At 68.5% G+C, this 23,478-nt stretch carries 18 protein-coding genes; 14 read left to right on the plus strand and 4 right to left on the minus strand.

The window, feature by feature from the left end; genetic code table 11:
* The first annotated feature begins 5 nt into the window (after positions 1 to 5).
* From J9315_RS07240 to nrdR, 11 genes are all read left to right on the plus strand, one after another.
* Positions 6 to 752 (plus strand): FtsQ-type POTRA domain-containing protein, encoded by a 747-nt coding sequence (locus tag J9315_RS07240; protein WP_211979137.1) that lies wholly within the window; start codon positions 6 to 8, stop codon positions 750 to 752.
* 165 nt (positions 753 to 917) lie between these two features.
* On the plus strand, positions 918 to 2,108 hold the full coding sequence (gene ftsZ / locus J9315_RS07245) for a cell division protein FtsZ (RefSeq protein ID WP_198498999.1): 1,191 nt from the start codon (positions 918 to 920) through the stop codon (positions 2,106 to 2,108).
* A gap of 3 nt (positions 2,109 to 2,111) precedes the next feature.
* Positions 2,112 to 2,843 carry a peptidoglycan editing factor PgeF gene (gene pgeF, locus J9315_RS07250; protein ID WP_211979138.1) on the plus strand — a complete coding sequence of 244 codons (732 nt, stop codon included), beginning with the start codon at positions 2,112 to 2,114 and terminating at the stop codon, positions 2,841 to 2,843.
* A 116-nt stretch (positions 2,844 to 2,959) separates the two neighbouring features.
* Positions 2,960 to 3,478, plus strand: coding sequence for a cell division protein SepF (sepF, locus tag J9315_RS07255; RefSeq protein WP_137826373.1), 519 nt, complete (start codon positions 2,960 to 2,962; stop codon positions 3,476 to 3,478).
* Positions 3,479 to 3,578: 100 nt separating this feature from the next.
* Positions 3,579 to 3,878, plus strand: coding sequence for a YggT family protein (locus J9315_RS07260; RefSeq protein WP_137826374.1), 300 nt, complete (start codon positions 3,579 to 3,581; stop codon positions 3,876 to 3,878).
* A 203-nt stretch (positions 3,879 to 4,081) separates the two neighbouring features.
* The gene (locus J9315_RS07265) at positions 4,082 to 4,885 is read left to right on the plus strand and encodes a DivIVA domain-containing protein (protein WP_198498996.1); all 804 of its coding nucleotides are present in this window, start codon (positions 4,082 to 4,084) and stop codon (positions 4,883 to 4,885) included.
* Between the two features lie 217 nt (positions 4,886 to 5,102).
* Entirely contained in the window at positions 5,103 to 5,639 is a 537-nt protein-coding gene (locus tag J9315_RS07270) for a signal peptidase II (RefSeq protein ID WP_211979139.1), read from the plus strand.
* Positions 5,632 to 6,555 (plus strand): RluA family pseudouridine synthase, encoded by a 924-nt coding sequence (locus J9315_RS07275; RefSeq protein ID WP_198498994.1) that lies wholly within the window; start codon positions 5,632 to 5,634, stop codon positions 6,553 to 6,555. Before J9315_RS07270 ends, J9315_RS07275 begins: the two co-directional genes overlap by 8 nt.
* A 66-nt stretch (positions 6,556 to 6,621) precedes the next feature.
* The gene (dnaE, locus tag J9315_RS07280; RefSeq protein ID WP_198498993.1) at positions 6,622 to 10,179 is read left to right on the plus strand and encodes a DNA polymerase III subunit alpha; all 3,558 of its coding nucleotides are present in this window, start codon (positions 6,622 to 6,624) and stop codon (positions 10,177 to 10,179) included.
* Positions 10,180 to 10,221: 42 nt separating this feature from the next.
* Positions 10,222 to 11,523, plus strand: coding sequence for a histidinol dehydrogenase (gene hisD, locus J9315_RS07285; RefSeq protein ID WP_211979140.1), 1,302 nt, complete (start codon positions 10,222 to 10,224; stop codon positions 11,521 to 11,523).
* Position 11,524: 1 nt separating this feature from the next.
* On the plus strand, positions 11,525 to 12,022 hold the full coding sequence (nrdR, locus tag J9315_RS07290) for a transcriptional regulator NrdR (RefSeq protein WP_137826380.1): 498 nt from the start codon (positions 11,525 to 11,527) through the stop codon (positions 12,020 to 12,022).
* Between the two features lie 570 nt (positions 12,023 to 12,592).
* Here nrdR and J9315_RS07295 read toward each other — a convergent pair.
* Together J9315_RS07295 and J9315_RS07300 are read right to left on the minus strand one after the other, a co-directional pair.
* A complete protein-coding gene (locus J9315_RS07295; RefSeq protein ID WP_211979141.1) occupies positions 12,593 to 14,803 on the minus strand; it encodes a UvrD-helicase domain-containing protein in 2,211 nt (736 codons plus the stop codon).
* A gap of 232 nt (positions 14,804 to 15,035) precedes the next feature.
* Positions 15,036 to 15,827: a fused MFS/spermidine synthase gene (locus tag J9315_RS07300; RefSeq protein ID WP_211979142.1), complete on the minus strand. Its 792-nt coding sequence runs from the start codon at positions 15,825 to 15,827 to the stop codon at positions 15,036 to 15,038.
* 163 nt (positions 15,828 to 15,990) lie between these two features.
* Between J9315_RS07300 and J9315_RS07305 the strand changes: the two genes are divergently transcribed.
* Both J9315_RS07305 and J9315_RS07310 read left to right on the plus strand, forming a co-directional pair.
* On the plus strand, positions 15,991 to 17,181 hold the full coding sequence (locus J9315_RS07305; protein WP_211979143.1) for a DUF4192 family protein: 1,191 nt from the start codon (positions 15,991 to 15,993) through the stop codon (positions 17,179 to 17,181).
* Positions 17,182 to 17,773: 592 nt separating this feature from the next.
* Positions 17,774 to 19,339 carry an RNA polymerase sigma factor gene (locus J9315_RS07310; RefSeq protein WP_211979144.1) on the plus strand — a complete coding sequence of 522 codons (1,566 nt, stop codon included), beginning with the start codon at positions 17,774 to 17,776 and terminating at the stop codon, positions 19,337 to 19,339.
* A gap of 76 nt (positions 19,340 to 19,415) precedes the next feature.
* Here J9315_RS07310 and J9315_RS07315 read toward each other — a convergent pair whose 3' ends face one another.
* Positions 19,416 to 20,252, minus strand: a complete 837-nt coding sequence (locus J9315_RS07315) for an N-acetylmuramoyl-L-alanine amidase (RefSeq protein WP_211979145.1) — start codon at positions 20,250 to 20,252, stop codon at positions 19,416 to 19,418.
* Between the two features lie 97 nt (positions 20,253 to 20,349).
* On the opposite strand from J9315_RS07315, the gene J9315_RS07320 reads away from it, so the two are divergent.
* Positions 20,350 to 22,461, plus strand: a complete 2,112-nt coding sequence (locus J9315_RS07320; RefSeq protein WP_211979146.1) for a DNA topoisomerase IV subunit B — start codon at positions 20,350 to 20,352, stop codon at positions 22,459 to 22,461.
* A gap of 120 nt (positions 22,462 to 22,581) precedes the next feature.
* Here the strand turns inward: J9315_RS07320 and J9315_RS07325 are convergent, their stop codons facing one another.
* A complete protein-coding gene (locus J9315_RS07325; RefSeq protein ID WP_211979147.1) occupies positions 22,582 to 23,475 on the minus strand; it encodes a M56 family metallopeptidase in 894 nt (297 codons plus the stop codon).
* Positions 23,476 to 23,478: the final 3 nt, after the last annotated feature.

The raw sequence follows: 23,478 nt of genomic DNA on the forward strand, positions 1-23,478 counted from the left end.
GACCCGTGCCGCTCGCACCCCCACGAGTCGGCGACGACTCGACGGCCGACCTCACCGGGATCATCCGCGCCCGCCGCCGGAAGGTGTGGGCCAAACGGCTGACCGCGATCGGCATCGTCGTCGCGGTGCTCGCGCTGGCGGCCGTGGCCTGGTTCTCGCCCGTCCTCGCGTTGTCGACCGTTGAGGTCGAGGACACCGAGCTCGTCACCGGTGCGCAGGTTTCGGATTTCGTGCTGACCGAACACGGCGGCACGCCGCTGCCGCAGCTGCGCCCGGGCACGATCGAGACCGAGGTCGAGACGCAGTTCCCCCGCGCCGAGGACGCCTCCGTCCACTACGCGGGACCGCGGAGCCTGCGGATCACGATCACCGACCGGACCCCGGTCGTCGCGATCTCCTCGGCCGGCGGCTTCGTCCTCTACGACGCCGAGGCGGTCGACCTCGGGTCCGTCGACACGGCCCCTGAGGGTCTCACCGTCCTCGAAGCCGATGCCCCCGACGAGGAGACGGTGAGCGCGGTCATTCGCTTCATGTCGACCCTCGGCGCTGACCTGCGCGGTAGCCTGACGACGGTGCGGGCCGACAGGGAGCAGGGGCTGTCCGGGACGATCGACACCGGAGACGCCGAGGCCTCCGTCGTCTTCGGCGACAGCGAGGACGCGAGCCTGAAGATGCGCACCGCGCTCCAGCTCGCCGCCGAGGGCCGCACCGAGATCGACGTCTCCGTGCCCTCGGTGCCCGTCACGGACTAACCCGATTGGCTCCGACACACCGGGGAGGAAACTGGCCGAACTCCGACACTCCGGGGAGAATGGTTGCAGTGTCATCGCCTTGGGCCACTAGCCTGAAGGATGAGAGACGTCGAACAATGCACGCTTGAGACCGCGTGGACGATGCGCGTGAGAAGAGGAACCGACTTGGCTGAATTCCCACAATCCGGAGCGGATATCAAAGTCGCCGGCACAGGCGGCGGCGGTGTCAACGCTGTCCAGAGGATGATCGACGTCGGCCTGCGGGGCGTGGAATTCATCGCGATCAACACCGATGCGCAGGCCCTCGTCCTCTCCGATGCCGACGTCAAGCTCGAGATCGGCCGCGACCAGACCCGCGGGCTCGGCGCCGGCGCGGATCCGGAGATCGGCCGCAAGGCCGCCGAATCGAGTGAGGACGCGATCCGCGACGCCCTCGAGGGCGCGGACATGGTCTTCGTCACCGCCGGTGAGGGCGGCGGCACCGGTACCGGTGCGGCACCCGTCGTCGCCCGGGTCGCCCGTTCGCTCGGCGCCCTGACGATCGGCGTCGTCACCCGCCCCTTCACGTTCGAGGGCCGCCGCCGCTCGGCGCAGGCCGAAGCCGGCATCGCCGCGCTGCGCGAAGAGGTCGACACCCTCATCGTCATCCCCAACGACCGCCTGCTCTCGATCTCCGACCGCAGCGTCTCCGTCGTCGAGGCCTTCCGCTCCGCCGACGAGGTCCTGCGCTCCGGTGTCCAGGGCATTACGGACCTCATCTCCGTGCCGGGTCTGATCAACCTCGACTTCGCCGACGTCAAGTCCGTCATGCAGGACGCGGGCACCGCGCTCATGGGCATCGGCGCCGCGACCGGCGACGACCGCGCCGTGCAGGCCGCGGAGTCCGCGATCGCCTCGCCGCTGCTCGAAGCGAGCATCGACGGCGCCCACGGTGTGCTCTTCTGCATCCAGGGCGGCGCCGACCTCGGCCTCTTCGAGGTCAACGAGGCTGCGCGCCTCGTCCAGGAGGCCGCTCACCCCGAGGCGAACATCATCTTCGGCGCCGTCATCGACGACAACATCGGCGACGAGTGCCGTGTCACCGTCATCGCCGCCGGCTTCGACAACACCGTGCCCGGCCAGGACGGCAACGTCGTCGAGGCCGTGCCCGCCGGGGTCGGTGCCGTCTCCGGCGGTGCCGCGTCGTCCTCGCCGGTCATCGAATCGGAATCCGAGAGCGTCGAGGTCACCGAGCCCGAGCCCGCCGCCGCTCCCGAGCCGCGTCGTGAGGAGCACCAGATCCCCACGTCGCTGCCGAACGAGCGGAGCACCTCGAGCCTCGACAACGACCTCGACATCCCCGACTTCCTCAAGTAAGCCATGCTGCACTCGAGGTTCGTCGTGCCCGGTCGGCAGACGGCTCACGTCGCCTTCACCGACCGGCACGGCGGATATTCGAGCGGGGACTTCTCCTCCTTCAACCTCGCCCGGCACGTCGGTGACGGCGAGGAGCTCGTCGCCGCCAACCGGTCGGCGCTCGCCCAGGTGCTCGGCCTCAGCGCCGAGCGCCTGAGCTTCGTCTCCCAGGTCCACGGCACCGCCGTCCACGAGGTCGCCGAGCTCGCCGACGCCCGCGCCGGCGCCGAGGCGGACGCCCAGGTCACCGCCCAGCCGGGGATCGGGCTCGTCATCATGGTCGCCGACTGCACACCTGTGCTCCTCGCCGACACCGACGCAGGGGTCATCGGAGCTGTCCACGCCGGGCGCCCCGGCATGGCCGCCGGTGTCGTCCCGGAGACGCTCGCGCGGATGCGCGCCCTCGGGGCCGAGACCATCCATGCGATCATCGGGCCCTCGGTCTGCCCGCGCTGTTACGAGGTCCCCGCCGAGCTGCGCGACGCGGTGGCCGCCGTCGAACCCGTGGCCGCCTCGGTGTCGGTGTCGGGGACTCCCGCCCTCGACGTCGCCGGCGCGGTCGCCGAGCAGCTGCGCCGGGAGGGAGTCGTCATCGACCACTTCTCCCGGACGTGCACGAAGGAATCCGAGGACCTCTACTCCTACCGTCGGCAGCAGCGCACCGGTCGGTTCGCGGGAGTCATCTGGCTCCAGTGAGCCGGAAGTCGGGGAGATTTCCCGGCGACACACCGGCGGGGCACCGGGACGCGTGCTCTCCGGTGCGATAGTTTTGCCGCAGATGTGGAACCGCTGAAGGCCGAGGAGCGTTGAGAATGTCAGCAATCAAGAAAACACTCGAGTACCTGGGATTCGTCGAAGAGGACGACGAGACCGTCGAGCGCCAGACCCGCGACGACCGTCGTGAGGAGCGTCGCGGACGCGAGGTCATCGAGACCTTCGACGAGCCCGAGCAGGAGCCCGTCGCCCGGGAGGAGCGGCCGCCGGCACAGGTGACCCCCATTCACCCGACTCCGATTCGTCCAGTCGACACTCCGGCGCCAGGGAGCTCCATGAATCGCATCAAGACCATCCATCCCCGCAGCTACAACGACGCCATGGTCATCGGCGCCGCGTTCCGCGACGGCACGCCCGTGATCATGAACCTCTCCGAGATGGACGAGAACAACTCGAAGCGCCTCGTCGACTTCTCCGCGGGTCTGATCTTCGGACTCCACGGATCGATCGAGCGCGTGACGAACAAGGTGTTCCTCCTCACGCCGGAGAACATCGAAGTCAGCGGTGAGAGCGAAGCCGACGGAGACTCGCAGGCGAGCTTCTTCAACCAGAGCTGACGAGCGTTCGCACGATCTGGTCTGAGCGGTTCCTCAGCTGGAGCGTATAGGCTGGGGCCTGCAGTCAGATCAGCAACGACGAAAGACGCGAGGATCCCACGTGGCCATCATCTTCTACATCCTCGGCACGGCGCTCAGCCTCTATGTGTACGTGCTCCTGGCTCGGGTCGTGCTCGACCTCGTCCAGGTGTTCTCCCGCGAGTGGAGGCCCAAGGGCTTCTTCCTCGTGCTCGCCGAGATCGTCTACACGCTCACCGATCCGCCGCTCAAGCTCCTGCGGAAGGTCATTCCGCCGCTGCGCCTGGGCCAGATCTCGCTCGATCTCGGTTTCATCGTCCTCCTCATCGGCATCCAGATCCTCGCCTCGGTCCTCTTCAGCCTCTCGCAGAGCTCCGTCTGAGACTCCCGGGGCCGGCCGTCACGGTCAGCCGCTCCGTCGGTCAGCGACGTGATCTGCGAGGACGCCTCGCGGAATTTCCGCTTCGACCCGGCGTGGCGGAGCATTTCTGCACGACAAATGCTCTGGTGTTACGCTATTGTGACGTTGAAGCCGTCCCGTGCGGACGGCAGTGAAATGAATGCAGATCGACCAAAGGTGACCTCATGGCGCTCACGCCTGAAGACGTAGTAAACAAGCGGTTCCAGCATGTGAAGTTCCGCGACGGATACGACCAGGATGAGGTCGATGACTTCCTCGACGAGGTCGTCGTCGAACTTCGACGCCTCTACCAGGAGAACGACGAACTGCGTCAGAAGCTCTCCGCTGCCGAACAGCGGGTCAAGGAGCTCGAATCCGGTGGCGCCGCGAAGGCCGCCCCCGCCCAGGACATCGACGCCACCCAGGCGATGCCCGCCGCCGTGCCGGCGCCGGACACCTCGAAGGACGCTCCTGCACCGAAGGCCGAGCAGGCCCCCGCTGCCCCGTCCGCCCCTGCCGCCGAGGAGCCCAAGGCTCCCGTCGTCAAGGAAGCGGCTCCCGCTCCGAAGCAGAACGACTCGGCGCCTGCCGTCTCGGCTGCCGTTCCCGCTGCCGGAGCCGGCGCTGCCGCGGCTTCGGCCGGCGAGAACGACTCGCACGGACTCATCGCGCTGGCCCAGCGCGTCCACGACGAGCATGTCGCCGAAGGCGAGCGCAAGCGCGCCGAGCTCATCAAGGGTGCCGAGAAGGAAGCTCAGGACATCGTCGGCAAGGCCGAGGCCAAGCGCGACGAGACCCTGTCGAGCCTCGAGACGCAGAAGTCGCAGCTCGAGCGCTCGATCGACCAGCTCTCGAACTTCGAGCGCCAGTACCGCACGCGCCTGAAGAGCTACCTCAACGATCAGCTCCGCGACCTCGAGAACTCGACGAGCCTCGCCCCCGAGACCCTCGACGGCAACTCGTTCGGATCCTCGAGCAACAAGCTCTGATCTGACGCGCCGCGTCCCACGGGGCCGGAGGACTCATTCGAGTCCTCCGGCCCCGTCGTCGTCGGCGGCCCGGAGGCCGTCGCCGACGCCCCCGGTCACGCGCCCGGTCACGCTACTTGCCGAGGGCACGGCCACGTGCGGTTGACGCCCTGATCGTGCGCCGTTCTTGCGCGTGGAATGGGAATCGCCGCAGTCGCGGTCGGCTAGAATGATCCGAATGAATGAAGACCCGGTACGGCGTCGACCGAAGCTGCTCTGGACACTGTTCGGCATCGCCGCAGCGATCCTCGCGTTCGACCAGCTGTCGAAGCAGCTCGCGATCGCCTTCCTCGAAGGCCGGCCCTCGATCCCCGTCATCGGGGACCTCGCCGGATTCGCCTTCTACCGCAACCCCGGGGCCGCCCTCGGCCTCGGCGCGAACATGACGTGGGTCTTCCCGCTCATCGCCGTCGCCGTCTTCATCGCGATCCTCGTCCTCTCCCGCAAGCTCGGCTCGCGGGGGTGGGCGATCGGACTCGGCCTGCTGCTCGGCGGCCTCTTCGGCAACCTCGTCGATCGGCTCTTCCGGCAGCCGGGGTTCCCCAACGGTGCCGTCGTCGACTTCATCGACCTCTCGCTCTTCATCTGCAACTTCGCCGACGTCGCGATCTCCGCCGCCGCGGTGACGCTCATCATCGCCAGCCTGCGCGGCATCGAACTCGACGGTTCGCACCGAGTGGCCGCCACCGCGGAGAAGGAGGATTCCCATGACTGAACGCTCGATCCTCGTTCCCGAGGGGCTCGAGGGCCAGCGCGTCGATGCGGCGCTGTCGAAGCTGCTCGGCCTCTCCCGCACCGCCGCCGCGGACATCTGCGCCGACGGGGGAGTCCAGCTCGACGGCCGCGTCGTCGGCAAATCCGATCGTGTCGTCGCCGGTGCCCGCATCGACGTCATGCTGCCCGAACCCAAACGTCCGCTCGAGGTCGTCGCCGACCCCGTGCCCGGCATGCGCATCGTCTACGACGACGATTCGTTCGTCGTCGTCGACAAGCCCGTCGGGGTCGCCGCGCACCCGGCCATCGGCTGGACCGGACCGACCGTCGTCGGCGGTCTCGCCGCGGCCGGCTACCGGATCGCGACCTCGGGGGCGCCCGAGCGGCAGGGCATCGTCCAGCGTCTCGACGTCGGCACCTCGGGGCTCATGGTCGTCGCGAAGAGCGAATACGCCTACAGCGTGCTCAAGCGGGCGTTCAAGGAGCGCACGGTCGAGAAGACCTACCACGCCCTCGTCCAGGGCCTGCCCGACCCCGTCGTCGGCACGATCGACGCCCCCATCGCCCGTCATCCCCGCCACGACGGCCTCTACGCCGTCCACAGCGAGGGCAAGCACGCGATCACCCACTACGAGGTCATCGAAGCGCACCGCCGCGCCGCCCTCCTCGAGATCCACCTCGAGACCGGCCGCACCCACCAGATCCGCGTGCACTTCTCTGCCCTGGGACGCCCGTGCGCCGGGGACCTGCCCTATGGCGCGGACCCCGTCCTCGCGAAGGAGCTGGGGCTGACCCGACAGTGGCTGCACGCGCTGCGACTCGGTTTCCACCACCCGGAGACGGGGGAGTGGGTCGAGTTCGAAAGCGAGTATCCCGACGACCTCCAGCAGGCCCTCGACCGGATCCGGGAGGGCTGAGCCCATGGTCTAAGCTGAGTGGGCATCGCAGGTCATTGGCAAGGGATCCGCAAGGGAAGGCAGAGCGTGCCGAACGACGATTTCGTCCATCTTCACGTCCACACCGAATACTCCATGCTCGACGGGGCGGCCCGCCTCGGCGACCTCATGGCCGCGACGAAGGCGTCGGGCATGTCGGCGATCGCGACGACCGACCACGGGTACCTCTTCGGTGCCTTCGACTTCTGGTCGCAGGCGACGAAGGCCGACATCAAGCCGATCATCGGCGTCGAGGCCTACGTCACCCCCGGCACCGCCCGCGACGACAAGACCCGCGTGAAGTGGCGGACCGAGGAGTCGCAGAAGAGCGATGACCTCTCCGGCGGCGGCCTCTACACGCACATGACCCTGCTGTCGAAGAACAACACGGGCATGCGCAACCTCTTCAAGGCCTCCTCGGTGGCCTCTCTCGATTCGGTGACGGCGAAGTGGCCGCGCCTCGACCAGGACCTCCTCGAGACCTACTCCGAGGGACTCATCGCCACGACCGGCTGCCCGTCCGGGGAGATCCAGACCCGGCTGCGACTGGGCCAGTACGAGGAGGCGAAGGCCGCGGCCGGGAAATATCGGGAGATCTTCGGGGCCGAGAACTACTTCTGCGAGCTCATGGATCACGGTCTCTCGATCGAGAGGCGGGTGACGCAGGACCTGCTGCGGCTGGCCAAGGAGATGGACATCCCGCTCGTCGCCACGAACGACCTCCACTACACCCACGAATCCGATGCGAAGGCCCATGAGGCCCTGCTCGCGATCCAGTCGGGGTCGAAGCTCATCGAGCCGACCTACGATCAGGGCGGCTCGCGCTTCGCCTTCTCCGGATCCGGCTACTACCTCAAGACGCCGGCGGAGATGCGGGAGCTCTTCAAGGAGATGCCCGAGGCGTGCGACAACACGCTCGCGATCGCGGAGATGTGCGAGGTCTCCTTCGACACCTCGGCGAACTACATGCCGAAGTTCCCCACCCCGGCCGGGGAGGACGAGACGTCGTGGCTGGTCAAAGAGGTGCAGAAGGGGCTCGAGTACCGGTACCCGAACGGGATCCCCGACGACGTCCGCAAGCAGGCGGACTACGAGCTCGACATCATCATCTCGATGGGCTTCCCCGGCTACTTCCTCGTCGTCGCCGACTTCATCAACTGGTCGAAGGACAACGGCATCCGCGTCGGACCCGGCCGCGGCTCCGGCGCCGGGTCGATGGTCGCGTACGCGATGCGCATCACCGACCTCGACCCGCTTCAGCACGGCCTCTACTTCGAGCGCTTCCTCAACCCCGACCGCGTCTCGATGCCCGACTTCGACGTCGACTTCGATGATCGCCGCCGCGGCGAGGTCATCGAATACGTCACCCGCAAATACGGTGACGAGCGCGTGGCGATGATCGTCACCTACGGCACGATCAAGACGAAGCAGGCGCTCAAGGACTCCGCCCGCGTGCTCGGCAAGCCGTTCTCCCTCGGCGAGCGGCTGACGAAGGCGCTGCCGCCGGCGGAGATGGCCAAGGACATCCCGCTCGCCGACATCGAGAACCCGGACGCGAAGCGGTTCAAGGAGGCCGGAGAGTTCCGGGCGCTCGTCGACTCCGAAGCCGACGCTCGCGAGACCTTCGAAACCGCGAAGGGCCTCGAGGGCCTGAAGCGGCAGTGGGGCGTCCATGCCGCCGGCGTCATCATGTCCTCGGACCCGATCATCGACGTCATCCCGATCATGCGCCGGTTCCAGGACGGGCAGGTCATCACCCAGTTCGACTATCCGACGTCCGAGGGCCTCGGGCTCATCAAGATGGACTTCCTCGGGCTGCGCAACCTGACGATCATCTCCGACGCGGTCGAGAACATCCGGGCCAACCGGGACTTCGAACTCGACCTCGAACACCTCGAACTCGACGACCGCGGCGCGTACGAGCTGCTCACCCGCGGTGACACCCTCGGCGTGTTCCAGCTCGACGGCGGCGGCCTGCGCGCCCTCCTGCGGATGATGAAGCCGGACAACTTCGAGGACATCTCGGCGACCCTGGCCCTCTACCGTCCCGGCCCGATGGGCGCGGACTCGCACACGAACTACGCGCTGCGCAAGAACGGCCTCCAGGAGGTCACGCCGATCCACCCGGAGCTCGCCGAGCCGCTCAGGGAGATCCTCGACACGACCTTCGGTCTCATCATCTACCAGGAGCAGGTGATGGCGATCGCGCAGAAGGTCGCCGGGTACTCGCTCGGTCAGGCCGACATCCTCCGTCGCGCGATGGGCAAGAAGAAGAAGTCCGAGCTCGACAAGCAGCAGGTCGGCTTCTTCGGCGGCATGAAGGAGCGCGGCTACTCCGAGGCCGCAGCGCAGGCGCTGTGGGACATCCTCCTGCCGTTCTCCGACTACGCCTTCAACAAGGCGCACTCGGCGGCGTACGGCGTCGTCTCCTACTGGACGGCCTACCTCAAGGCCCACTACACGGCCGAGTACATGGCCGCCCTGCTCACCTCGGTGGGCGACAACAAGGACAAGCTCGCGATCTACCTCAACGAGTGCCGCCGGCTCGGCATCACCGTGCTGCCGCCCGACGTCAACGACTCCGCGCTCCACTTCACCCCGGTCGGGGAGGACATCCGCTTCGGCATGGGTGCGGTGCGCAACGTCGGGGCCAACGTCGTCGACGGGATCGTCGCGGCCCGCGAGGAGAAGGGCGCGTACACCTCGTTCACGGACTTCCTCGACAAGGTGCCGAGCCACGTGTGCAACAAGCGCACGATCGAATCGCTCATCAAGGCGGGCGGCTTCGACTCCCTCGGACACACCCGCCGCTCCCTCGTCGAGATCCACGAAGAGGCCGTCGACTCCGTCATCGGCGTCAAGCGCAAGGAGGCGATCGGCGAGTTCGATCTCTTCGCCGGCCTCGACGGCGGCGACGACGGCCCGAGCTTCTCCGTGGCGATCCCCGATCGCCCCGAATGGGAGAAGAAGGAGAAGCTCGCGTTCGAACGCGACATGATCGGCCTCTACGTCTCCGACCATCCCCTCAACGGGCTCGAAGGGGTGCTCGCCGCGGAGTCGGATGCCTCGATCGCCGAGGTGGTCGACCCCGAATCGCATCGCCCCGACGGTTCGCAGATCAAGGTCTGCGGGATGATCACGCAGGTCACCCGCAAGGTGTCGAAGAACTCGGGCAAGCCGTACGCGATCGTCACGCTCGAGGACCTCGACGCCGAGGTCGAGGTCATGTTCTTCGGCGACACGTACGAACCCGTGGCGAGCCTGCTCGCAACCGACCTCGTCATCTCCCTGACCGGGCGGATCCGCCAGTCCGACGACCGGCCGACCTCGCTCATGGCGATGTCGATGACGATTCCCGACATCACCGACCCGGGGGATCGTCCGCTCAACCTCATCATGCCGATGGAGAAGGCCACCGAGGAGATGGCGGAGAAGCTGCGTCGCATCCTCGAGGCGAACAAGGGCCAGACCGACGTCCATCTCGTGCTCACCCAGCCCGGCAAGCACACCGTGATGCGGCTCGACCGCTCGATCCGCGTCGACCCCAACCCGAGCCTCTACGGCGATCTCAAGGCCCTCCTCGGGTCGCGCTGCCTGAGCGCCTGAGGCGGGTCCGGGGGACACGTGCGCCGGGACTAGAATGGTCTGGTGAACATTCTCGACTTCCGCGATGAGACCCTGAGCAGACGATTCCTCCGGCAGCGGCTGCCGCGGGCGGCAGCCACGCATGCCGACGTCGAACGCCGGGTCTCCGACCTCCTCGGCGAGGTGGCCCGCGGAGGGTCGACGACGGTGAAGGACCTCACGGAGCGGTTCGACGGGGTCCGTCCCGACACTCTGCGCGTGCCCGCCGCCGAGCTCGCCCGGGCCGCCGCCGAGCTCGATCCGCAGGTGCGGGCCGCGCTCGTCGAGACGATCGCCCGCACCCGCAAGGTCGCCGAGGATCAGCGTCCCGCCGACGTCGTCACCGAACTCGCCCCCGGCGCCGTCGTGACGACCCGGAGCCTGCCGATCGAGCGCGTCGGGCTCTACGTGCCCGGCGGACTCGCGGTCTACCCGTCGACGGTGATCATGAACGTCGTGCCCGCGCAGGTCGCGGGTGCCCAGTCGCTGGCGATCGCGAGCCCCCCGCAGGAGTCGGGGCTGCCCCATCCGGTCGTCCTCGCCACCGCGCACATCCTCGGCGTCGACGAGGTGTGGGCGATGGGCGGCGCCCAGGCCATCGGAGCCCTGGCGTACGGCTTCGACGACGCCGAGGTGTGCGAGCCGGTCGACCTCATCACCGGACCCGGCAACGCCTATGTCGCCGCCGCGAAGTCGCTCGTGCGCTCGCACGTCGGCATCGACGCGGTCGCCGGTCCCACGGAGATCATCATCCTCGCCGATGCCACGGCGAACCCGGCGTTCGTCGCCGCCGACCTCATCAGCCAGGCCGAACACGACGAACTCGCCGCCTCGGTGCTCGTCACGGACTCACCCGAGCTGCTCGAGGCTGTGGCCGCCGAACTCGACCGCCAGGTGCCCGAAGCCGCCCACGTCGAGCGCATCCGCACCGCACTGGCCGGTGAGCAGTCGGCCCTCGTCCTCGTCGACGACCTCGACGCCGCCGTCACCGTGGTCAACGCGTATGCCGGTGAACACGTCGAGATCCACACCGCCGACGACGCCGCGGTGGCCGAGCGCATCGTCAACGGGGGAGCCGTCTTCGTCGGACCCTATGCACCCGTGGCCCTCGGCGACTACGCGGCCGGCTCGAACCACGTGCTGCCGACGATGGGCACCGCCGCCCACGGATCGGGACTCGGCGTGCACTCGTTCCTCAAGGTCAGCCAGGTCATCGACTACGGTCGGCCCGCACTCGGCGACGTCGCCGAGCACATCGTCGCCCTCGCGACGGTCGAACAGCTTCCCGCACACGGACGTGCCGTGAGCATCCGCTTCGAGGAGTGACATGCGCTGCCCATTCTGCCGTGAGTCCGATTCACGGGTCGTCGATTCGAGAACGAGCGAGGACGGGGCGGCGATCCGCCGCCGGCGGCAGTGCCGCCACTGCGGGCGCCGCTTCACGACGATGGAGGCGACGAGCCTCTCCGTCATCAAGCGCTCGGGAGTGACCGAGGAGTTCTCCCGTCAGAAGATCATGTCCGGAGTCCGCAAGGCCTGCCAGGGCCGACCCGTCGGCGACGACGATCTCGCGAAGCTCGCGCAGAAGGTCGAAGAGGACATCCGGTCGAAGGGCATCGCCGAGATCGACGCCGACGAGGTGGGCCTGTCGATCCTCGAGCCGCTGCGCGAACTCGATCAGGTCGCCTACCTGCGCTTCGCGAGCGTCTACCAGGGCTTCGATTCGCTCGAGGACTTCGAGGCCGCGATCGACTCGCTGCGCGCCGATGCCGCGCTGCGCTCCGGGGACTCCCGCGAGGCGACGCCCGAGGACTTCGAGGCCTGAGGCCGGTGGGGCCGAGGGCCAGCGAGGTCTGAGGCCGGTGGGATCTCTGGACGTCCTGGCCTGACGAGGTCGTCGGGATCTGCAGATGTCGGCCCCTGGCGAGGCCCGGATTCCGTGTCCACTGGTGGGCGAGCAGCCTTCGTCCTCGGGTCAGCCGAGGTTGCGGAAATCTTCTCGCGAAAACTTGTCCGAAAGTCGTCGATCACGGCAATAGTTGTGTACCATTATGAGTGCGCGCTTCGGTGCGCGGCCGCTTGCGGTTCGGAGGGGAAGCCGAACCGTCAAGCGGCCTTCGACGTTCCCGGGGACAGTCGCCGAACGCTCGCCTCGTCGGGTCCGTGCAGGCGCGTCCGGACTCCGTTCTCCCCAGCCGCTCATGGCGACCGTGCACGGCGACTTGTGCACGGCGCACCGGAGGCCCGCTCCCGAAGCCACCTTCGCCTGCGGTGTCAGTCAACAGTTCGCGTAAAATCCACCGGTTCGCGGACTCGACCGTCTCTCATTCAACAGTTGGCGTGAATATGTCGTCTTCGAAGACCGCATATTCATGCCAACTGTTGAACGAGCAGGTCAGCCGATGCCGAGGTCCGAGAGCTCCGTGGGAGCCGAGGCGAGGACGCCGAGGCGATCCGTCGTGCGGGTGAGCGCAACATAGAGCGCTCCGACCCCGTCATCCCCGCCGATCGGGGCGATGAGCCCGGGTTCGACGATGAGGACGGAGTCGAACTCGAGTCCCTTCGCCTGCTGCGGCGTGATGACGGCGATCTGATGGTCGAGACCGAGCACCGAGCGTCCGATGTCGAAGCCCGTGAGCGCCTCGGCGACGGAATCGATGAGCTCCTCCGGGGCGATCACGGCGATCTTGCCGCCGGCGACCGCGTCGACCTCAGCCGCCGCGGCGGCCGGCAGCGCGGCGATGACCGCCGCGGAATCGGCGAAGACCTCAAGCGTCGGTGGGGGACCGCCCTGCCGCACCGACTCGACGAGCTCGAGCTGCGGGAAATGCCGGTGGAGGTAGCGGTTCGCCAGGTCCATGACGGCCTGCGGCGTGCGGTAGGAGACCGTGAGCACCTCGAGGGAGAACCGGTCGCCGACGAACTCCGAGAGGATCGACTCCCACGTCCGGGCGCTGTCGCCGTGCGAGGACTGCGCGAGGTCGCCGACGAGCGTCGCCGACTTCGAGGGCACCCGCCGGAAGAGCACTCGCCACTGCATGGGGGAGAGCTCCTGCGCCTCGTCGACGACGAGGTGGCCGTACGTCCATTCGCGGTCCTCGATCGCACGCTCGGCCAGCGTCGTCGCCGGTCCCGCCTCCTCCCACCGGGCCGCGAGCGTCTCAGCGCTGACGATCGCCGAGGTCTCGGTCATGTCGACGACCGCCTCGGCGTACTCCCTGGCCGATTCGTCACGGGCGGCGGTCTGCTGGGGCGTTGACCCGAGCAGTTCGGCGAGTTCGTCGAGTAGCGGCGCATCCTCGATCGTCAGCGGCGCGTTCGCGGGACGGATGAGCAGCTCCTGCTCGGCGGCAGGGAGCACGCGATCCGCCGCGGCGTGGAGCTTGTGCGGCTTCGACAGGAGGGCGCGCAGCGCATCGGCGGGGCTGATGGGGAACCACGCGAGGTTGAGGGCGCGCCGGACGTCGACGCTCGAACGCAGTTCGTCGAGGAGTTCGGGCAGACGCTCACCGGCGCCGTCGAGGCCCATCTGCCCGGCGAGATCCTCGGCGAGCGTTTTGAGCAGTCCGGCGACGAACCCGGTGCGCGCGGCATTGTGGGCGTCTCCGCTGCGCCGCGCCCGATCCCGCGCCGAGCGCACGTCCTTGCGACGCAGGAGCACCGTGTGGGCGCCGACGCGCAGCCGTTCGTCCACCTCGGGCACGCGCTCGTAGTTCGCGATGTGGTTGGCGAGCACCGTCGCCATGACCGACCGGCCCTTGATCTCGGCGACCCGCGGATCATCGGAGATCTCCGTGTCGAGGCCCGGGTAGAGCTGGCCGGGCGTGAGCAGGAGGGCACCGGTCTCGCCGAGGCTGGGAAGCACCTTCTCGATGTACTTGAGGAACACGGGGGAGGGGCCGACGAGGAGGACGCCGGACTTCGCGATCCGCTCCCGATGCCGGTAGAGAAGGTACGCTGCGCGGTGGAGGGCGACCGCGGTCTTGCCGGTGCCGGGTCCGCCCTGGACGACGAGGACGCCCTGCAGCGGCTGCCGGATGATCGCGTCCTGTTCGGCCTGGATCGTGGCGACGATGTCGCCCATCCGACCGGTGCGGTGGCTCGTCAGCGCCGCGATGAGCGCCCCCTCGCCCTGCAGGGCCGAGCGCTGGGTGTCATCGAGGGCGTCGAGGTCGAGCACATCGTCCTCGACATCGGTGACCTTCCGGTTCTTCGTCACGAGGTGGCGCCGGCGGACGACGCCCTCGGGGTTCGCCGCGGTCGACTGGTAGAAGGGCTCCGAGGCGGGGGCGCGCCAGTCGATGAGGATCTGCTTGCGGTCGGCATCGGTGAGTCCGATGCGGCCGATGTAGCTCGGTTCGACGTCGTCCTTGAAGTCGAGTCGACCGAAGCACAGCCCCTCCTCGGCGCTGTTGAGGCGGATGAGCTGATCCTCGTAGAGGGTCGCGAAGGCGTCGCGTTCGCTGCGGTGCTGATGGTTGCCGCCGACCTCGGAGATCCTGACGGTTCCCAGTCGGGCACTGGTCTCGTCCCGCAGTTCGTCGAGTCGGGCATAGAGTTCGTCGAGCTTGGCCTGTTCGACGGCGATTTCTGAAGTCTCGGTCATCTCACCTTCTTGGGTCGGCAATCAATTATGCCGAACTTTCCCGGACGGGAGTAGTCGGGCCCGTCACACGGACGGTGCCGATCGAACCGGTCGCGCGCGTCACCAGCCGACACGCTCCGACACGCCACGGGCGTGGCCCACCAGGGTGTCCGACGCTCCGGGGAATCGGTCTGGCAGGTCGTCGGTCAGTCAGGTCGCCGGTCTGGCAGGGTGTCGGTCCGTCGAGGTGCGGTCAGCGGCCGAGCCGGGCCGCAAGCGTCTCCCCGGTCAGCCAGGCAGCCATCGTCGGTGCCGTGCGCAGAACCCGATCGAGGGCGGCGTCGGGCAGCGGCTGCGCCGAGCCGGCGACGACGACGTTGCCGCGCCGGCGTCCCTTGAGCACACCGGACTCCGAGGCCGCGGCGAGGTGCGGGAACGCCGAGGCGGCGGCGTCGAGCTCGTCGCGCAGCACCCGGTGGTCGCCGGAATCGGGGACGTTGGCGAGGAACAGCCCGCCGGGTTTGAGCACGCGGGCGCACTCGGCGTAGAACTCGGTCGTCTGGAGTGCGGTGGGCACGGAGTCGCGGGAGAAGGCATCCCGGACGATGACGTCGGCGGTGTCGTCGCGGAAGCCGGCGATCTCCTCGGCGCCGTCCCCGGCTCGCAGCGCCAGGGCCGGGGAGCGGGGGAGGTCGAACCACGTGCGCACGTAGTCGATGAGCAGCGGGTCGATGTCGATCGCCGTCTGCCGCGATCCGGGCCGGCGGGCGTCGAGCGCCCTCGCCAGCGCACAGCCGGCGGCGCCGATGTGGATGGCGCGCACGGTGCCTTCCGGCAGAGTCGCCTCGATGATCCGCGCCATCCAGTCGAGGTATTCGAAGTCGAGGCGGGCGGGGTCGCTCAGGGTGATCGACGACGAGGGCACGTCGTTGACATGGAGCACGTAGCTGTCGGGTTCCCCGGCGACCTTCTCCAGCCGGGCGGTGCCCGTCGAGATCTCGACGACTTGCGCGCTGGGTGCTGTGAATATCCGTCTCTTCGCCACCACTCACTTCTATGTCAGTTCTCATCTCAGGGCAATTCGTGCGCGGATGCGTGGGGAGAGCGCACGTGACTTGCGCGCCATCGTCCTGTGGACGGATTGGTCCCGTCCACAGGGGCTGCGCGAGGTCTGGCGCGCGGGGGCCGAGGTGGAGTCGACTGGCGGCATGGACACGCCAGCGAAGACCGCAGAGGACATCATCGGAATCGTTCCCCACACCCTGGGCTACACGCCCGCGCACAGTCTCGTCGCGATCCTCGTCGTCACCGACGGGCACGGGGCGCAGTCGTGCGCGACGACCCTGCGGGTCGACTTCGACCTCGAGCGGGCGGCGGCGACAGCGGCGGAGGGAGGGGAGTGGCTGTGCGAGCTCGTGTGCCGCGCCTGCCGGCCCTCGGGGGTGTTCCTCGTCCTCTACGACGACGAGTACGCGCCCGACGAGGAGTACGTCTTCGTCGGCCCCGATGACCTCGTCACCCGGGGCGATGCCGAGTATTCGGAGATGCGCCGCAGCCTCATCCGGGCCGCCACCGACGAGATGGCTCGCGCCCTCGGCCGCGCCGGCATCGACACCCTGAGCGCGTGGTGGGTCTCCGACGGTCGCTTCGGCCGCATCGACGACCGCGATGATCCCGGCACCGATCTCGCCGCAGCGCAGTCTTCGGCGTGCGCCACTGAACTCGTCTCGACGGGGTCGGCGCCCGCGGAGGGTCCGAGCGACCTCATCGTCCTGCCGGCCGACGCGGCGGAGAGAGCGGCGTTCTTCACCGATGAGCCGAGCGAACCGACGACGATGACGCAGGCGTTCGACATCCTCGGCGAGGTCTACCCTGGTCTCCTCGCCCAGCGCGGACGCACGGAGGCCTTCGATCGCGAGGAACTCACCGCGCTGATGACACCGCGGGTGGTCCGCGCCCTCGACCGGATCCTTGCCGAGAAGTGGTCGCGTGACGCACTCGAGATGATCCTCGGCTTCGACCATCCCGATTTCCTGCCGCGTCGGGTGTGCCGGGCCCAACCCGGTGAGCTCGTGCAGTGGGCGCGCCGGGCGGGGAAGTCGCGGGCAGCGGCCGACCAGATGATCGGACTCTCCGACCGCGCGCCCACGCCGTACGACGTCCTGCTCGCGATCGCCTTCCTCAGAAGCTATGTGCCGTGGAGCAGCCCGCGGACTCTGTCGACGGCGTACGCGGTCATCGCCTGGTTCGAATGGTCGCTGGGCGGCTCGACGATGGCCGAGCAGTACGGACTCGCCGCGCTCGCCGTCGATGAGCGCAATTCGCTCGCCGAGCTGCTCGTCTCCGCCGTCGGCCACGGCTACCTGCCACGGTGGCTGATGACGCGGGCGCCGTTCTGAGCCGACGGTCGCGTGCAGGTGGTGTGTGCGCGCCGAGGTGGGAGCTGGGTCGACCACTACCCGCAGCGTCTCGTCCTACCCGTGCTGGCGTAGGGAGTGCGGCTGCGGGTGCCTCTCGGCGAGCGGAGCGGTGCTTGTGCGACTGCGGGTAGTTTCTACGGCGCCGAGGTGGCTGCGAGTTGTTCATGCGCGCCGAGGTGGCTGCTGGGTCGACCACTACCCGCAGCTTCTCGTCCTACCCGTGCTGGCGTAGGGAGTGCAGTTGCGGGTGCCTCTCGGCGAATGGAACGGTGCGTGTGCGGCTGGGGGTAGTTTTTACGACGCCGAGGTGGGCGTGCGGCGGGGAGTCCCGAGGACGTCCGGGGGAGGCGCGCCGAGGTGGACGGGGGACGGCGGGAATCTCTGCGACGGTGCCGGTGTTGACCGTGTCCGGACAGGGCGTTTCGGTGCGTGGACGCGGCTTCCCGCCGATTCGCCAAGCGGGGAATAACGTGCCAGACTTGTGCGTTGACCCTGTCATTGCATATTGGGAGAGCTGTGCGCTCGCCCTTGGGCACACGACCCTTGCGCCCCCTTGACAAGGGTCTTAGTAATGTCCTGGTGCAACTGGGAAGTATCAGCGCTCGCGAAAGGTGAACACGTGCCGACAGTCGACAGGAAAACAGTGACTGAGGAGTCGGAGGCCACTTCGTCGGGTGGATCGACGACCACAGCGGCGAAGGGAACGAAGACGAAGACGTCGTCGACCTCGCGTGCCAAGACGACCGCGGCGAAGAAGACGACGGCCGCGAAGACCGCGACTGCCGCGAAGAAGACGACGGCGAAGAAGACCACCGCGGCGAAGAGCAAGTCGGCGGAGACGGCCGAGTCCGCGGAGACCCAGGAGACCTCGGAGACCACCGAGAAGAAGACTCCCGCGAAGAAGACCGCTGCGAAGAAGACCACCGCAGCCGCGAAGACGACCACGGCGGCGAAGAAGACCGCTGCGAAGAAGACGACGAAGAAGTCCGCCGAGGCCGACGACGCACCGGCGAGCACGAAGAAGAAGTCCGACTCCGACGTCGACTCGACCGAGGACGTCGAACCGACCGCGGACGCGCTCGCCACCGAGCTCAGCCCCTCCGAGGCGACCGAGACGAAGAACTCCGAGGAGAAGGAGAAGAACGCCGCGGTCACCGAGGCCGGCGGCTTCATCGTCTCCGACGCCGACGAGGATGACGCTCCCGCCCAGCAGGTCGTCTCCGCCGGTGCCACGGCCGACCCGGTCAAGGACTACCTCAAGCAGATCGGCAAGGTGGCGCTCCTCAACGCCGCCGAGGAGGTCGACCTCGCCAAGCGCATCGAAGCCGGCATGTACGCCGAGCACCTCCTCGACGAGGGCGAGGTGACCGACCCGCGGCTGACGATGGACTACAAGTGGATCATCCACGACGGGCGGATCGCGAAGAACCACCTCCTCGAGGCGAACCTCCGCCTCGTCGTCTCGCTCGCCAAGCGCTACACGGGTCGCGGCATGCTCTTCCTCGATCTCATCCAGGAGGGCAACCTCGGCCTCATCCGCGCCGTCGAGAAGTTCGACTACACGAAGGGCTTCAAGTTCTCGACCTACGCGACGTGGTGGATCCGTCAGGCCATCACTCGCGCCATGGCCGACCAGGCGCGCACGATCCGCATCCCCGTCCACATGGTCGAGGTCATCAACAAGCTCGCCCGCGTCCAGCGCCAGATGCTCCAGGACCTCGGCCGGGAGCCGAGCCCCGAAGAGCTCGCGAAGGAACTCGACATGACGCCCGAACGCGTCGTCGAGGTGCAGAAGTACGGCCGTGAGCCGATCTCCCTGCACACCCCGCTCGGCGAGGACGGCGACTCCGAGTTCGGCGACCTCATCGAGGACTCCGAAGCGGTCGTGCCCTCGGACTCGGTGAGCTTCACCCTGCTCCAGGAGCAGCTGCACTCGGTGCTCGACACCCTGTCCGAGCGCGAAGCCGGCGTCGTCTCGATGCGCTTCGGGCTCAACGACGGACAGCCGAAGACCCTCGACGAGATCGGCAAGGTCTACGGCGTCACCCGTGAGCGGATCCGCCAGATCGAGTCGAAGACGATGGCGAAGCTGCGCCACCCCTCGCGCTCGCAGGTGCTGCGCGACTACCTCGACTGAGACGCCTCACCGACGACGCCGGGCCCGTGGTCATCCGACCGCGGACCCGGCGTCGCTGCGATCCGTGCGGGAGGGCTCAGCCCAGCCAGTCGGCGACCCCGCGGGCGATCGCCTCGGCGTACTCCTTCCGACCGTCCGCGGATTCCATCGCCTTCGCCTCCTCGGGATTGCGCATCTCCCCGCATTCGACGATGACGGCCGGCACCGAGGCGTTGTTGAGTCCCGCCAGATCCGGTCGCGGACTGATCGCCTCCTTCCCGTACGCGGGGTTCGGCGTGAACGGCCCGGCCAGCGCCGCACTGATCGCCTCGGCGAGCTCCGTCGACGCGGTCTCGAGCTCCGGTGTCGTCCCGGGATCGGCGACGATGACGTGGAAGCCCTTCGCCGACGTCGACTCGCTGCCGTTGGCGTGGATGCTCACCAGCGCATCGGCGTCGGCGGCGAACGTGCCGCGCTCGTCGACGCACGGCCCGACTCCGTCGTTGTCGTCGCGACTGAGGACCACCTCGGCGCCGGCGGCCTCGAGATCAGCGGCGAGCAGCCCGCTGACCTCCCACGCGAACTCCGCTTCGGAGTAGTCGGAGTCGGTCGCGGTGCCCGTCGTGTTGCACGCCTTCTCTCCGCCCCGTCCGTCGGGCACGGGGCTCGCGATCGCGGCGGGATCCTTCGCGTTGCCGCCGTTGTGACCGGGGTCGATGGCGATCGTCGTTCCCGTGAGGTCCTCATCGACGACCCGCGCCGAGGTGGTCGATGCACTTCCGGACGACCCCGACGGCAGCGGCTCGGCGGCGACTGTCGTCGACCGCTGGCTCGGCGCGGGGTCGGGGGCGGCGCAGGAGCCGAGCAGCACGGCGCCGAGCACGGCGGCTGCGGGCAGGGCTGCGGCGCGCACAGGGAGACGAGGGCGGGTCATGGGGCCATTGTTCCAGCAAACCTGCCCGACACGGCGACCCCGCACCCGGGCACGGGGGACCACGGCGATTAGAATTCAATCGAACGAGAGGAAGAGTGTGGAAGAGGAAAGCTACGGCGCACGGCATCTGTCCGTGCTCTCAGGGCTCGAGGCGGTGCGCAAGCGTCCGGGCATGTACATCGGAACGACCGACTCGCGCGGGCTCATGCACTGTCTGTGGGAGATCATCGACAACGCCGTCGACGAGGCGCTCGGCGGGTTCGGCTCCTCGATCCTCATCGAACTCGAGGCCGACGGCTCCGTGGCCGTGACCGACCACGGTCGCGGCATCCCCGTCGACATCGAACCGAAGACCGGTCTGACCGGCGTGGAGGTCGTCATGACGAAGCTCCACGCCGGCGGCAAGTTCGGCGGCTCGTCGTATGCCGCCTCCGGCGGACTCCACGGGGTCGGCGCCTCCGTCGTCAACGCGCTGTCCTCGCGCCTCGACGTCGAGGTCACCCGCGGCTCGAAGATCCACCAGATGTCCTTCCGGCGCGGGGTGCCCGGTCGCTTCGACGACAAAGGGAAGGCGCCGAGCCCGGACAACCCGTTCGAGGAGTTCCACGAGGCCACCGGCCTCGAGATCGTCGGCAAGGCCAAGCGGGGAGTCACCGGCACGAAGGTCCACTACTGGGCCGACCCGCAGATCTTCCTCGGCAGCGCCCAATTCGACTACCAGCACCTCGTCGAACGCGCCCGCCAGACGGCGTTCCTCGTCCCCGGCCTCGAACTCACCATCGTCGACCGCCGCGGCGTCGCCCGTGACGAGACCGGCGCCGTCATCGCCGAGCGCGTCGAGGACTTCCGCTTCGACGGCGGCATCACCGAGTTCGTCGACCACCTCTCGATCGACCCGCCGATCACCGACACGTGGCGGATGCAGAGCACGGGATCGTTCAAGGAGACCGTGCCGGTCCTCGACTCCTCGGGACATCTCGTGTCGAAGGAGGTCGAACGCGAGGTCGGCGTCGACGTCGCCCTGCGCTGGGGCACCGGCTACGACACGAAGATCAAGAGCTTCGTCAACGTCGTCGCCACCCCGCACGGCGGCACCCACCTCGCCGGTTTCGAACAGGCGACGCTCAAGGCGATGCGCAAGGCCGTGGAGGCGAACTCCCGCAAGCTCAAGCTCGGCAAGGACCGCCTCGAGAAGGACGATGTGCTCGCCGGTCTCACCGCCGTCGTCACCGTCCAGCTCGCCGAACCGCAGTTCGAGGGGCAGACGAAGGAGGTCCTCGGCACCGCCGCGGTCCGCCAGATCGTCGCGAAGACCGTCGAAGCCCAGCTCGGCGGCATCCTCTCCTCGACGAAGCGCGCGGAGAAGCAGCAGGCAGCGGTCCTCATGGAGAAGGTCGTCGCGGAGCTGAAGTCGCGGATCTCGGCGCGCACCCACAAGGAGAACCAGCGCCGCAAGACCGCGCTCGAGGCCTCCTCGCTGCCGGCGAAGCTCTACGACTGCCGTGACAGCGGGGTCGCGAACACCGAGCTCTTCATCGTCGAGGGCGATTCGGCGATGGGCACGGCGAAGTCGGCGCGCAACTCCGACCACCAGGCGCTCTTCCCGATCCGCGGCAAGATCCTCAACGTCCAGAAGGCCTCGTTGGCGGACATGCTCGCCAACGTCGAATGCGCCGCTCTCATCCAGGTCATCGGGGCCGGCTCCGGCCGCAGCTTCGACCTCGAGGCGGCCCGCTACGGCAAGGTCATCATCATGACCGACGCCGACGTCGACGGCGCGCACATCCGCACGCTGCTGCTCACGCTCTTCTTCCGCTACATGAAGCCGCTCGTCGAGGAGGGCCGGGTCTTCGCCGCCGTGCCCCCGCTCCACCGCGTCGAGGTCGTGACGAAGCGCGGCACCCCGAACGAGATCGTCTACACGTACTCCGAGGCCGAACTCCACGCGCTGCTGAAGAAGCTCGACAAGTCGAAGAAGACGTACAAGGAGCCGATCCAGCGCTACAAGGGCCTCGGAGAGATGGACGCCGATCAGCTCGCGGAGACGACGATGGATCCCGCCGACCGCACCCTGCGGCGGGTGACGATGGCCGACGCCGAGGCGGCGGAGCGCACCTTCGAACTCCTCATGGGCTCCTCGGTGGGCCCGCGCAAGGAGTTCATCGTCTCCGGTGCCGCCGTGCTCGACGCCGAGCGCATCGACAGCTGAGGATCGACCCGCGCCGGAGGACCGCCTCGGTGCGGGGGAGTGCCCGTGCTGTCACCGCGCGCGAAGCGGTGCTCAGCGCGACGCGGTGCCCGGCACGGAGCTCAGCGCGGCGGGCGCGGATCAGTGCAGGGGAGCGACGGGCACGAAGAGGAGCACCGTCGGGATGAGGAGCAGGCCCGCGGCGACGAGGCAGGCGCACAGGCGCACCATCGTGCGCGCGGGATGGCGCGGCTGGGACAGGCGGGCGATGCGCTCGGCGCTCAGACCCTCCCGATGCTCGGGACTGATCGCCGCGGCCGCAGCGACGGCGCGCGCGAGCACCGCCGGGTCGACGGTCTGACGCGCCTGGTCGTCGGCCATGAACTCGATGAGGCGATTGACGGAGTTGAGTCCGATCGCCGTGGCCGAGAAGAACGGCAGCGCCCGATGCCACGCCGCGAACGGGATGACGAGGATGTCGTGGCGGAAGTCGAGATGCGCCTTCTCATGCGCGATGACCGCAGTGCGCTCGGCCTCGCTGAGAACCTCAAGGAGGCCTGTCGACAGCACCGCCGTGCCCTTGCGCGGCCCCTCGGGCAGGCAGTAGGCGACGGGCTCGTCCGAGGAGATGATGCGGGTGTCGGGATAATTCTGCGACGGCTCGCTGAGCAGGTGTAAGATCTCGGCATGGCGAAGTCGAGTTCTCCGCGCTGAGTAGAACGTCAGCGCGAGGCAGCCGAGGAGGCGCCCGATGAGCACCAGCGCGATGACGAGGAAGACCCACGCGAGGACGGACAGCTGTGCGTGCGATTCGCCGCGGATGAGATCCCACAGTCCGATGGGAAGATTCGGTGCCCCGGGGTCGACGGCGAAGGCCAAGGCCGCGCCGATGAGCGAGAGTCCACCCGAGAGTCCGACGGCCTGCCAGAGGATGACTTCGGAGATCGGGTCGCTGCGGAAGCGGCGCAGCAGCGCGGGAACCGGCCAGGCGAGGAGGAACGCCAACACTCCCAGGAGACACCCGACGATGCTCATGGT

The sequence above is a fragment of the Brevibacterium sp. W7.2 genome (genome assembly GCF_018137945.1).
Classification (GTDB): Bacteria; Actinomycetota; Actinomycetes; order Actinomycetales; family Brevibacteriaceae; genus Brevibacterium; species Brevibacterium sanguinis.